Genomic DNA, 13,313 nt, shown 5'->3' on the forward strand with positions numbered 1-13,313 from the left:
GGGGCTGTTGAAGGCTATGGTTCGCGATTACTTTTACGTCTCCTCCTAATCTCCAACCGCATGGGATCCTGAATACCAGCGGCATTCATAACATATAAATAGCGATCCAACAGGGGACCGACACGCACGTTTTTGCGCGCACGAACCGCCATAATCGTTGAAGAGGGGTTGCGGGGAGCAAGCACATGGAGCACCCGACAGATGTTGCGCACTATCGTGATGAAATCCATCGGACGCCCATCTGATCGCAGCAAAGCACCACTCTCCCATACCATGTGCGCCATATCAATAAGGTCGCAGGTGGCACCTTTCCAATACAAACCCTCCTTCTCACTTCGATTGATTAGGTCGTAAAAATCATTAATAATCGTGGACTTCAATCGTTGCTTGTCCTCTTCTGTCCACTTCACTGTCGCTTTCAAAGCCGTAGTTTTCTTGTGTTCATTGTTCATAGATGATCTCTTCTAACAATTTATACTGTGTTTTCTCTCACGTTGTTCCTGCTCATTACCATCGTTAAATGATCGGAGAAGATGGGCAGGATGTGGCATCTTTTGGTCATCAGTGGGCACCGCTCTGGGGAAAGTAGCACTCACCTGAATCGCTGACAAAGATAGTCTTTAGTTGTGCAAAAGATGTTCACTCGATAAAAAAGTTTCCTTAAATTAGTCTAAGAAGTAACATCTGTTAACAAAGAGGAGCCTCACAACAAAACACAACCAGCCTCACCCCCGCCCCCTCTCCGAATGGAGAGGGGAGTGAATAGTGCTGTTTGCATAAGAGGGGGTGGTGGATTGGAGTGCAACGAGGCGGTGTCTCATTAGCAGGAATAGCAGGAGCAAGAACAAGGAGATGCCTTCGTCAAAAGGAAGAGGGCGTTCCGTCACATCGAAGAGAGGCTTTCCTTGCATCAAGGAAACGCCCTCTTCATATTGAAGAAAGGTGTTTCTTTCATTTTAAAATACTATTACCTCTGTATCTATCAGGTATTGGCGTACATGTAAATGGGAGTATTCACGCCCCTCTCCATTCGGAGAGAGGAAAGGGGGTGAGGCTGCTTCTCCCATTAAAAGAGTTGCCACAAAGTAGGGACAGACCCCTCGTCTGTCTGCCTTTTCGCCCCCTTTTGACACTCCGTTAGGCAACATTCCCCTCCTTTTGAGGGACTTGGGGGGCTTCTTATGGCTGTGTTCTGGCGGACAGACGAGGGCGTCTGTCCCTACTCTGTGGCATCCCTTTAGATAGAAAGAACCATTCAAATAGGTTTCCGTTAGGCGCTCCTCTCCTTGGGGGAGGCTGGGTGGGGTTCCCATGTCACTATGTCCTTCTGTCTAAAACATCTGTTACTACCCCCATGTTCCTATGTTACTCTGTCTTTAAAAACCCATTACTTTGTCTTCAAAAAACCTGTTACTCCGTCTTTGCACACGCACACAAAAAAAGAGGACACCGTTAAGATGTCCTCTATGTGATTCCGACAGGATTCAAACCTGTAACCTCTTGATCCGTAGTCAAGTGCTCTATTCAGTTGAGCTACGGAACCATTAAAATGGTTGCAAACGCTAAGAGCAATAATGCTATTGCTTAATTGCGAGTGCAAAGGTATCACTTTTATTTCAACCCACCAAACTTTTCATCAACTTTTTTACGTTTTCTTTTCGTCTTCATCGTGTAGTGTGGGCAGCGAAATATGATAACCTACTGCAACAAAGCGTATTATACAGATCATAAGAAAGGAGACTATCACCGTCAGGGGAAGCCCCATTCCGAGCGAGAAGAGCGTCCAATAGGTGAGACCTCCTGCCACACTTGCCACGGCGTAAATCTCTTTATGAAAGATGACGGGGATGTTATTCAACAGAACATCACGTATGACGCCACCTGCCACACCTGTGATACAACCCATGATAACGGCTACCCAGAAGCTATGACCTAATGCGATGGTCTTCTGAATACCGGCTATGGTGAACAGAGCTAAGCCCAGTGTATCGAAGACGAACCATGCGTTATCGAGCCTCTTGATCCATTTCCTTGATAGGATAACGAGGAAGAGTGCAAGTCCAGTAACCAACACGTACATGATATTCGACATCCAGAACGGGCGCACACCAAGCATGGCATCACGTATCGTACCGCCTCCGATGGCTACAGCAAAGCCGCATACGTAGCCTCCGAACCAATCGAAGTGCTTTTGGGCGGCGTGCCGTATACCGGAGATGGCGAACGCAAAGGTACCAAGGAACTCCAAGATGACCTGAAGGGTACGGACGAGATGAGGGTCAGTGTAGGTCATACGCAGTTTTGCGGAGTGCCTTCTATAAACTTCCTGATATTCTCCACGGCAATAGCCATAAGTCTTTCGCGTGCCTCACGAGTAGCCCATGCCACGTGCGGAGTGATATATGCGTTGGGTTGTTGTAGAAGGGGATTGTCCTTCCGAGGCGGTTCGTCGGTCATAACATCTGCACAATAGGCTTTGAGATGACCGCTTTCGAGGGCATCAGCAACAGCCTGTTCGTCAATGAGCCCACCGCGTCCTGTATTAATAAGGATGGTTCCGGGGCGCATTTTCTGTAGCCTTTCTGCATTGATCATGTGCGCATTCTCTGCCGTCAATGGGCAATGAAGGGTGATGACGTCGGACGTACTAAAGAGTCCTTCGAGGGTTGTCTTGCGGATACACTCGGGTAGATCGGTGCTGTTCTTACTGGTGTATGCCGAGATATCCATGCCCATGGCGTGCGCAATCTGCGCCACTTTCTGACCGATGTGACCGAGTCCGACAATACCAAGAGTTTTCCCCGCAAGCTCGATCAGAGGTGTGTCCCAATAGCAAAAGTCCTGCTGCTTGCACCATTCGCCACGTCTGACAGCCTCGGCGTAATGGTCTACTCGTGTTGCGGCATTCAACAGTAAGGCGAAAACATGTTGTGCCACACTATCGGTACTATAGGCTGGGATATTGCAAACCACAACTCCCCTTGCACGTGCCGCAGCGATGTCAATATTATTATAACCTGTTGCCAGCTCTCCAATATACTTCAGTTTAGGCAGTTGTTGGAGCACTTCTTCTGTGATATTCACCTTATTGATGAGTATTCCGTCAGCGTCTTTTGCACGTTCAACGACATCTTCCTGTCGTGTTCTTTCGTATATCGTACAATCAGCAAGTTGCTTTATTGGCTCCCACGAGAGGTCGCCTGGGTTGACTGCATGGCAGTCGAGAATGACTATTTTCATACTTTTTTATTATTTAATTAAAGCCGCCCCAAGCCCCTCCGAAGGAGGGGATGTAGCCTAACGGGGGCAAGTTAGGATAAGAGGAAGAGCCTCTTTTTGTTGTTATTATTTGTTTTTTATAAGTTGACGAGTTGATAGTTGACAAGTAGACGAGTTGTTTGTTCTGTGGAAAATAGCACTATCTACTCCCCTCTCCATTCGGAGAGGGGGCGGGGGTGAGGCTTCTCAAGTAGGGACAGACGCCCTCGTCTGTCCGCTGCCACACCCTTATACAGCATCCCACCAAGCAACATCCCCTCCTTTTTGAAGGGCTTGGGGGAACCCCTATTGCCCGTTTTTAGCGGACAGACGAGGGCGTCTGTCCCTACTTTGAGGCAACCATTCCTACCAACGAAAGCACCTGTCCCCATCAACGAGGGCGTTTCCTTATTATAAAGAGAGTCTTTCGTTGCCATAACGAAGGCGTCTCCTTGCTATGAAGAGAGCCTCTCGTTGCCATGACGAAGGCGTTTCCTTGCTATGAAGAAAGCCTCTCTTCGCTTCAAAGAAACGCCCCCTTCGTTTTAAAAAGAGCACCCCTTTGTTTGCTGTCCTGCTGTTCCAGCTAAAGAGGTACTGCCTCGTTACACACCGACCGACCATCTCTTATCTTACTTCCGTTAGGAACTCCCCTCCTTTCGGAGGGGTCGGGGGAGGCTCTCTCAACCACACTTTCGTACGCAAACAGCACTATTCACGCCCCTCTCCATTCGGAGAGGGGGCGGGGGTGAGGCTGTAGAGGGGACGGGGGTGAGGCTGTGATGGGACGGGGATAAGGCTATTAGTCGGGTATAAACTCCCTCCCCTCCAACTCATCCGGCATATACTGTTGCTCGACAAAATGCCCCTCGTAATCGTGAGGATACTTATATCCATCGCCATAACCAAGATCTTTCATCAACTTTGTCGGTGCATTCCGAAGGTGCAACGGAACGGGCAGATTACCCGAACGGCGCACCTCCTCAAGGGCGGCATTGATACCCTTATAAGCCGAATTGTCCTTCTTGGAACGAGCGAGATAGACCACCGCTTCCGCCAAAGGTATGCGTCCCTCCGGCCATCCTATGCGGTCGACTGCAGCGAAGGCAGCGTTTGCCAATAACAGAGCATTGGGGTTCGCAAGTCCGATATCCTCGGCTGCACTGATCACTACTCGGCGTGCGATAAAGCGTGGATCTTCGCCTCCTTCAATCATCCGAGCCATCCAATAGAGGGCGGCATCGGCGTTTCCTCCACGAATCGACTTGATGAATGCAGACACAAGGTCATAGTGCATCTCACCGTCCTTATCGTATGCCAAGGGGTTTTCCTGCAGCTCTTTCTCCACCAACTCATCGGTGATAACAATCTCATCTGACGCCCGAGCACTCACAAGGAGGTCGATAATATTGAGCAATTTACGTGCATCGCCACCGCTATAACGCAGTAGGGCGGTCGTCTCGGAGAGCTTTATCGTGAGTTTCTTCAGCTCCGTGTCTTCCGTGATTGCACGTTGCACGAGGCGGAGTAGGTCGTCTTTCTCTAACGATTTCAGCACATATAACTGGCAACGCGACAGCAGTGGGCGGATGACTTCGAATGAGGGATTCTCCGTCGTTGCGCCTATCAACGTCACAACTCCTCTCTCCACAGCACCCAACAAGGAGTCTTGCTGCGACTTAGAGAATCGATGAATTTCGTCGATGAAGAGTATCGGGGAAACCGAATTGAAGAACCTCCCGCTCTTCGCCCGTTCGATCACCTCGCGTACATCTTTTACACCACTTGTCACCGCCGAGAGCGTGTAGAAGGGTGTTTCTAATTGATGGGCAATGATCTGAGCGAGCGTGGTTTTGCCTACGCCCGGTGGTCCCCAGAGGATGAACGAACTGATATGACCGCTGTCGATCATACGTCGCAAGACAGCTCCCTGACCCACAAGATGCTCCTGCCCAATGTATTCATCCAGCGTCCGAGGACGCATCCTTTCTGCCAATGGTTCCATATCTTCTCGTGTCTCTATCGATAAATTCCGCTCCTGCTCACCGTCCGCAATGGTCTTACCGACGTTTCGCAGGAACCTTATATATCAATAGGCAAAAGTAAGCAATTATTCTCATAATCCAAAATTCAGCCTTTAAAATGATGGATAACCAACTGGTTTGGTGGCTTTCCAATGCCTCCCTATCTGCCCAATCAGCCCCATCTGCCTCACTCATCACCCTCACCCATCTGCCCAATCAGCCCCATCTGCCTCACTCATCACCCTCACCCATCTGCCCAATCAGCCCCATCTGCCTCACTCATCACCCTCCCCTATCCGCTCAATCAGCCCCATCTGCCTCACTCCTCACCCTTCCCTATCCGCTCAATCAGCCCCATCTGCCTCACTCATCACCCTCACCTATCTGCCCAATCAGCCCCGTCTGCCTCACTCTTCACCCTCTCCTATCCGCCCAATCCGCCCTATCTGCCTCACTCCTCACCCTCACCTATCTGCCCAATCAGCCCCATCTGCCTCACTCCTCACCTTCCTCTATCCGCCCAATCAGCCCCATCTGCCTCACTCTTCACCCTCCTCTATCCCCAAAGCAAGTAAAGGTTTTTCAAAAAACTACCATTTTGTCGTATCTTTGCATAACTCTCTTCACATAAAATCTTCCCTTATTGTCGACCTTAAAAACGATTACTTTTGTAACTATCAAGCAATTAGTATCTTATAACTGATTATCCTTTATATTAGTTCTCACTATTTACTCCGCCCCAAAACAGCTTTTCGTATCAAAAAGACGACTATCCTCTCTATCACAGCTAACAATTCCCTTGTTTTGTCATAACTATTCACAAAAAACCGAAAAAGCCTCCCTTCCTGTCGAACCAACCCTCCTTTTCTGTCGAACCGATACACCTTTTACTTACTAATTTGTCGCATTCTCCTTCCCAATCTGTCGCTACCACCTTACTAATCTGTCGTCGCTAACTTACTAATATGTCGGCAAATAACCTCTCAAACTATTGTGTATCAGCATCTTAAAGTACCCTTACTAATATCTTATAATTGATTAAATAACGATATCTAACTCGAAGAGAAGTTTTTAAATTAAGGGTTTAAAAGATTATTCCCTGTGTGGAGATGACTTTTACTAAGGTGTTTTGGGCGACCCTCCCTATTTGTCGCACATAGCATTGAAGGGCGTTTGCTCGCTGCGAAGAAGGCGTTTCTTCGATTCAAAGAGGGCGTTTCTTTCATGTGAAGAAGGCGTCTCTTCCATGTGAAGAAGGCATCTCTTTGTTTGCAGAAGGGTGTCCGCTCATTCAAAGGGAGGGCTTTGCTTGTTTGTTGCTGTTCGTTTTTTCCGTTGTTTCTTCGGCTTCGTTTTATCGTTCGTTGTCGGTCTTTTGTTCATTTTCTGTCGCTCCCGTGCGTGTGAGCCTATCGGTCTCCTCCAATTCTCTTGATCGCTTAGCTTGTGTGCAACTCATCGGATAAGTGTTTTGTTCTTAGTCGTATAGCTCTGTCCCGTTTCGTCTTTCTTACGTTCGCTTTCAGACCTCCCTTACCCTCCTGTCATTCGGTAAGTTCTATTTTTGTCTACCTTGTTCTCAATTTCAGAGAAGCCTCGTTTGGTATTTTCCCAACCAATATTCTCCTATTTTTCCTATCGATTTTCTCCAACTCCTTCTACCCTTTTTAAGGTTCAAATCCGACTTCTTCTCACATCGTGCAGCACCATATTTTTCTTCCCTTTTTGTCGTTTATTTAATGCTCCCAATGTGTCTCCTTTATTAGAAGTGACGCCTCTTTCAATTTGAGTTTTTTCTTCCCTTTTTGTCGAATAACCCCCTCCTCTCTGTTAAATTATCCTGTTTTCGTCGCCAATTAAGCCCTCTTTATGTGCGACATATTAGTAACTTATTTCTCTTCAAAATCCCTCCAATGATATTAACTAACCATCTGTAAAACAAATATATAACTTTCCTCTTCTCCACGAAACATTTAACACCAGTCCAAACAATTCACTTTTTTGTCGCCGTTTGCCTTTAACTCCTACCATAAACATACTGATTTACAGGGGAATACATCGTTATCTGCACCCAAGAAAACACCTTCCTAATTTGTCGCAAGCCTTTCTTTCCATTTAAAACTTCCTTTTTTGTCGCCCTTTTAACGCTTTCCTCCTCTCTTCCCTTGCGTTTTTACTTACTAATTTGTCGGACTTCTTCCTTTTACCCTCTCAAGTTTTCTCTCCCTATTTGTCGCTCTTTGCATTTCTCCCCATCAATTACCACATTACTAATTTGTCGTCTCTTTCCCCTCACTTTACCGCTCATCACCCTATTAATTTGTTGTTTTTTCCCTTTCTCTTTACCGCTCATCACCTTATTAATTTGCCGTTCTTTCCCTTTCTCTTTGCCGCTCATCACCTTATTAATTTGTTGTTCTTTCCCTTTCTCTTTACCACTCGTCACCTTATTGATTTGTGGCTCTTTCAACCCTCCCCCACCCTCTTCTCTTTTCTAATTTGTCGTTTCTTCCACATTGCAAAGCAGCCATTTAATAAATAATCCACCCATGCTATAATTCTGTTTCGCCTCCCCCTTTTCCCTTTTTTGCCTTTCCCTTTTCCCCATCTTATCTCCCCAACCACTTTATCGCACCTCCCTCAATACCTTATCCCAGCCTCTCCAATCCCCTATCCCAGTCCCTTCCAATACCCTATCGCAGCCCCCAAATACCCTATTCCACCTCTCTCCAATACCCTATCGCAGCCCTCCAATGCCTATTCCAGCCCTTTCCAATACCCTATCGCAGCCCCCAAAATACCCTATTCCACCTCTCTCCAATACCCTATCGCAGCCCTCCAATGCCTATTCCTGCCCTTTCCAATACCCTATCGCAGCCCCCAAAATACCCTATTCCGGCTCTCTCCAATAGCCTATCGCAGCCCTCCAATGCCTATTCCAGCCCTTTCCAATACCCTATCGCAGCCCCCGAAGGACTCTATCCCACCTCTTTAAAGGTTATGCGAATCTAACTTAATCCATTTTGCAGTGTCATTCTTCCTCCTCACCAGTAGGGACAGACGCCCTCGTCTGTCCGCCTTTAATTATTCACCCATTCGTCCTCCCTAATCTAACTCACTCTTTTTCATAGTTTTATCCTACATCTTTTGAAATTGACGAAACGCCTTCTTTGTTATCACGAAACGCCCTCTTTACGCTCAATATATGCCCTCTTTGCTATCACAAAACTCCTTTCTTACACTGATTTAGTTCCTTCTTTTCATCTTCCTTTCCTCCACCTCTCTGCTACCTTGTGCCTCCAAATGGGGACAGACGCCCGTGGATGGAAACCTCTCCCAGCCTCCCCCAAGGGGAGGAGTACCTAACAGTAATCTGTTTCATTGTTTCTTTCTATCCAAAGGATGCCTCCAAGTAGGGACAGACGGGGCGTCTCTCCCTACTTTTTGGGTGTATTTAGAGGAAAGAAATATGTTCATTCAAGGTATGCTCATTATGCTTTTTCTTTCTAAGGATGCGTCATTAAAACAGCATGTCTTTATACTTTTCCGTTTTAGGAATAGATTTCTAAGTCTCGTGTTCCTATGTTCCTCTGTCTTTCCCAACCCATTACTCTGACTTAAACTCCAGTCCCCTTTATGTCTATTTACACTTCTTTTTATTTATATTTATACTTCCTTATTTTTAAACGTATCTATATATAAATATAAAAATACTTTTCTTTTTTATATATCTTTGTCTATCTTCTCCTTTGTTTTAATACGTTATTACTTATTTGTTTAAGCACTTAGATATATAAAAATACATAAGTGTAATAACATAATAAGATAATTATTTTCTCTGTAATTACCAATTATATATAAATATACTATTGATTGTTTATATCTTTATTTATGCTTATTATGTTTTTAATTAAATATCTATTCATTTAAAATTATCTTTGTTTTAACCTTAAAATATATATTAATATAAAAGTATATTATACCTTTTATAATTGCATGTTGGCGTCTGTTATATATCTGCTTATATCCTTTTTATGTTATCTTTATTATCCAATTATATATAAATAGATATTTGGCTCCACCTTATCACTTACTTTTCTTTTCATGTCAAAATATGATGTTATTGCCTAAGAGAGACTTTAATTTGTTGCAGGAGTCAATCTCCTCACACTGTTCAATGTATCTCCTCTACATCACAAAATACTTATAAATAATTTATAATACATTGAATAACAATATTATAAATGTTTATATATTTATTTATTTATTGATACTTCTCTTATAGAAGTGCGTTTCTTCTTTTCTTCCCAATACTTTTGTATCTTTATTTAAATATATATTTATACCTTAATTCTCATCTTTCTGCTTTCTTGTATAACGCTATTATATATAAATATGTATCTCTTTTAGTTGCTTTAAGATTGTTTGTTTATGTGAATAAATAAATATATAATATTTGTTTTAAGCATTTTCTCATCTTCTATTAATACGTAAATATATATTTAATTGATAATGTTTTAAAGTGCTCTTGATGGAACCTCTATATTTATTTAAGTACTTGTCTATATTTGAAAGAGTGCTTTTGAGTAATTATATATATAAAAATGTAATAACGTAATAGTATGTTTGTTTGCTTATTTAAATGCGTTTTTAGTGATTTAAATGATTATCTTTTTCAATAAAAACATTTGAATGTATTTGCTTCTTTCAGTATTTAAGTGTATATTTGCATACACATTAATATAAATGAACGAATAGGTTTTTATTTGTATAGATAAGCGTTAATGTAAATATATAAATACGTATGAAGAGGTTTAAAATATCTGCTGTTCAGAGTGAGACACTCAACTGGAGCATTGGACTATTTATAGCGTTTAGTTTGGTAAACATCGTAGATCATTGGACAGGAGCACCCACTGAAGGGTCGACTTCATTGACTGAGACCTTTGCTACTGTTCAGAGTTCTTCAGCCATTCAGATAGCTGAGTCGATTCTTGTTTGCGCCACCCAGCTCGTGATGTGGGAGGTTTTTCGCAGATGCCTGAATAATAGTAAGCATTTCATTTTGCAGTTGGCACTGCTCGTGATTATGGTTTTGTCTGTTTTAGGAACAGCTGCTGTTTGTTACAAAGCATTGTTGCCAGCGCACGACTTAATGATGGAAACGCCACGCGAGGAAGCATTGATTCAGACTTTCCGAGGCTACAACAACGTTGTTATTGGTCTATTGAATCTATTCTTGGGAATCGGTCTGATCCGTAAGTTCCGAGGTTCGATTCGTTTGTACGGAATGTCCCTCATTATTTGTCCGATACTCATTTTCCTAACTGGCGGAGTGTTTTATTATATGTACAATGAGGTTGGCGGACTGTCAATGACAGCCATTGACACTTACGGAACCATCCTCACACTGATTGTCTTCGTACTCGGTTTGATTCCAGCGATAGCCCTTCGCGGTTCGATGTCGTCGGATATTCCAGACGAAGAAGTGATAGGGTAGAGGTGACTCAACCATAGAGAAGCTACCTCCCAACCACGAATTTACATATAATATATATATAATAAGGTGGAAGAGTGGCGTTACTCCTACTCAAAGTAAGATTTCTCTACATTAATACAGCGCATATTTTCGATATTTGCGGGCAGATGGTAAGGAAGTCTAAAATACGCCAGAAATGACGAAGAAAAGGGTAGGGTAGAGTTTACAAAATGATAGTTTAATAAGTAAATAATGTTCAATAAGGCTATTAAAAGCCACCCAAACAGCGATTAAATACCGTTATGGATGCTAAAGATGTAACTTTTTTGCCTGTGAGAAAATGGGAGCAAAGAGCTTCAAATATCCTCCTTTTGCTATATATCATGGGCATAATTGCCTATAGCGTGGTATATATCCTTGGTCCAAACACCCTCTTTTGGTATGGTTCCGGACTAAGTCAAATGGAGCTTCAGACTATTGCCATCGTCCCATTCTATTGCGGTTTTGCGGGATTGATGACCCTCTTTGGAATCGTAATCCGTCGCATTGGTCGGTCGCACTTCGGCTGGATGAGCATTGCAGTAGCTGCTTGGCTGTTTGCTTTCTTCCTGATCGTCAACCTCTGTGCAGACATCGTTGTCATGTGTGAAATCAACTATTCTTCAGTCGCCGTGACCGATAATAACATTCTCAATTTAGCCAGCGGACTGTACCTATCGTGCATTTCTTTGAGCTTACTCTGCTATGTTTACATCCTCGTTCGGTCGCTTTTTTTGAGCAAAGGAGACCTTAGGATATTGTTTGTCAAGCAGTTAGCTACCTTTTGCGCATTCCTTATCCTATTTCAATTCTGCCTACCTACAGCCACTACTAACGCCCCCTGGATTGTTGAAATACCATTGATTCTATCCTATGTTTCCGTTGTTCTCTACATCGGAATACTATGGAGAAGAGTTTTAGATGCAGCCCATCTCCATGCTCCGAGCATGGATAACACCACCGATGGAATGTGGTTGTTGCGCGACGAAGAAGACCCCTTTATAGACGAATAAAGCAATGAGAAAAGAAAAGATAATAGACCGTTTGCCTGCAACGAGGCTCGAAGAGAATCTGATGAGTGCCCTCCTTTCGCTCTTCATCTTAGGTGTATTGGGTGATGTAATGGCATTAGGTAGTCAGTTAGAGATCGTTAATGACAACATTTTCACAGATGAACAAAACACGCTCATCGACCATTTCTCCATGATAGCAGAGCTTTTGGTGAGCTATTCCTTCATGGCTATGATCGCCGTATTTGCACGTGTGGCGCACCGCTTGGGACGAACTGTAAGTGGTTGGACAATAGTTAGTTACGTATCATGGATATGCGTAGTCTTCGGTGTAATCTACCTAACGGATGTAAAACCCTTAGAGCTTTTCTCCGAGGCAGACTATAGTGGCGAAGCCTTCTATATAAGCTGGAAAACCATCGTGAGTCTATCTCGTTGGGTGACAATAACCGCCTATTTATTCCTTATGGTACGCCTGATAATACTTACAGGAGGCAAACTTTACCATCTGATAATCAAACAGATATGGATGTTATCGGCCCTTGTCTTGGTCGTTATCGGTTCGTTTCTAATCTTCCTTATGGGGCTTGATACGGGAGTAAAAGGATGGATTTCAGATGTTTATTCCTATGCCCTTCCCATCTTTATTATCGCTGATGTGATAGGTATCGGAGTGCTTTGGAAGAAAATGCTGATAGGTGACAATAATACGACAATATAATTAATAAGAATAGAAACAAATATCAATAACAATAATGAAGAATAAGAAAGTAGTATTTGCAAACCAAAAGGGTGGGGTAGGGAAGAGCACCCTCTGCATCCTGTTTGCTAATTATCTCGCCTCAAAAGGCAAGGATGTTTGCATTATCGATACCGACTTGCAGAAGACCATCCTCATGCAACGTCAGAAAGATGCACAGCTCTATGAGGGCGAAGAAGAGCCTTACAACGTGCAGGATTTCGATGTGACTGATGTCGAGACCATGCAAGAATTGATGGATTCGGCATCGCAGGTTGACGGCTTCGTGTTGTTCGATTCACCTGGTAACATCAGTGAGGACGGATTGGCACCACTGTTCGTTGATGCCGATTACATCGTTTGTCCGTATGAATATGAGGACAAGACACTCGATTCGACAGGTACTTTCGTGCAGGTTCTCAACGTCTTACGCGAGCATAACCCACAAATGCATGCACAGCTGTTCTTCGTTCCTAACCGCATTGATCCACGCATTGGTACGGCGGAGGAGCAGGACATGTGGGAGAAAACGGACGATGTTTTTGGTAAGTTCGGAAAGGTTACGCCAGCCGTAAACAGTCGTGCCACACTGAAGCGCACGAATACTTTTGAGCTTTTAGCTACCCAACGGAGTGCGGTGAAGGAAGCGTTTGAGTATATGATAAAGAGGATGAAATAGAAGCTAATCAGACCCCAACCAGCCTCACCCCCGCCCCCTCTCCGAATGGAGAGGGGAGTAGATAGTACAGAAGGCGGGAGTTAGG

10 protein-coding genes and 1 tRNA gene are annotated in these 13,313 nt (G+C 44.0%); 4 read left to right on the forward strand and 7 right to left on the reverse strand.

All coding sequences use genetic code 11. From position 1 onward, the window contains the following. Nucleotides 1-14 precede the first annotated feature (14 nt). From J5A55_RS09645 to J5A55_RS09675, 7 genes are all read right to left on the reverse strand, one after another. On the reverse strand, nucleotides 15-452 hold the full coding sequence (locus J5A55_RS09645; RefSeq protein WP_004384221.1) for a hypothetical protein: 438 nt from the start codon (nucleotides 450-452) through the stop codon (nucleotides 15-17). Between the two features lie 1,017 nt (nucleotides 453-1,469). Further along, nucleotides 1,470-1,543 (reverse strand) — tRNA-Arg (locus tag J5A55_RS09650). A gap of 102 nt (nucleotides 1,544-1,645) precedes the next feature. Beyond that, nucleotides 1,646-2,293, reverse strand: a complete 648-nt coding sequence (locus J5A55_RS09655) for a trimeric intracellular cation channel family protein (RefSeq protein ID WP_004384225.1) — start codon at nucleotides 2,291-2,293, stop codon at nucleotides 1,646-1,648. Then, entirely contained in the window at nucleotides 2,290-3,240 is a 951-nt protein-coding gene (locus J5A55_RS09660) for a D-2-hydroxyacid dehydrogenase (protein WP_004384226.1), read from the reverse strand. Before J5A55_RS09660 ends, J5A55_RS09655 begins: the two co-directional genes overlap by 4 nt. 182 nt (nucleotides 3,241-3,422) lie before the next feature. Further along, entirely contained in the window at nucleotides 3,423-3,695 is a 273-nt protein-coding gene (locus tag J5A55_RS09665; protein ID WP_004384228.1) for a hypothetical protein, read from the reverse strand. A 365-nt stretch (nucleotides 3,696-4,060) separates the two neighbouring features. Beyond that, on the reverse strand, nucleotides 4,061-5,263 hold the full coding sequence (locus J5A55_RS09670) for a replication-associated recombination protein A (protein ID WP_004384231.1): 1,203 nt from the start codon (nucleotides 5,261-5,263) through the stop codon (nucleotides 4,061-4,063). A gap of 2,222 nt (nucleotides 5,264-7,485) precedes the next feature. Then, nucleotides 7,486-7,752, reverse strand: coding sequence for a hypothetical protein (locus J5A55_RS09675; protein ID WP_004384235.1), 267 nt, complete (start codon nucleotides 7,750-7,752; stop codon nucleotides 7,486-7,488). A gap of 2,334 nt (nucleotides 7,753-10,086) precedes the next feature. Here J5A55_RS09675 and J5A55_RS09680 point away from each other — a divergent pair. From J5A55_RS09680 to J5A55_RS09695, 4 genes are all read left to right on the forward strand, one after another. Next, nucleotides 10,087-10,782 (forward strand): hypothetical protein, encoded by a 696-nt coding sequence (locus tag J5A55_RS09680; protein WP_004384241.1) that lies wholly within the window; start codon nucleotides 10,087-10,089, stop codon nucleotides 10,780-10,782. Nucleotides 10,783-11,063: 281 nt separating this feature from the next. Then, nucleotides 11,064-11,813, forward strand: coding sequence for a hypothetical protein (locus J5A55_RS09685; protein ID WP_004384242.1), 750 nt, complete (start codon nucleotides 11,064-11,066; stop codon nucleotides 11,811-11,813). A gap of 4 nt (nucleotides 11,814-11,817) precedes the next feature. After that, nucleotides 11,818-12,531: a hypothetical protein gene (locus J5A55_RS09690; RefSeq protein WP_004384243.1), complete on the forward strand. Its 714-nt coding sequence runs from the start codon at nucleotides 11,818-11,820 to the stop codon at nucleotides 12,529-12,531. A gap of 34 nt (nucleotides 12,532-12,565) precedes the next feature. Next, nucleotides 12,566-13,228 carry a ParA family protein gene (locus J5A55_RS09695; protein ID WP_004384244.1) on the forward strand — a complete coding sequence of 221 codons (663 nt, stop codon included), beginning with the start codon at nucleotides 12,566-12,568 and terminating at the stop codon, nucleotides 13,226-13,228. The last annotated feature ends 85 nt before the right edge of the window (nucleotides 13,229-13,313 follow it).

The sequence above is a fragment of the Prevotella veroralis genome, assembly GCF_018127765.1.
Taxonomy (GTDB): Bacteria; Bacteroidota; Bacteroidia; order Bacteroidales; family Bacteroidaceae; genus Prevotella; species Prevotella veroralis.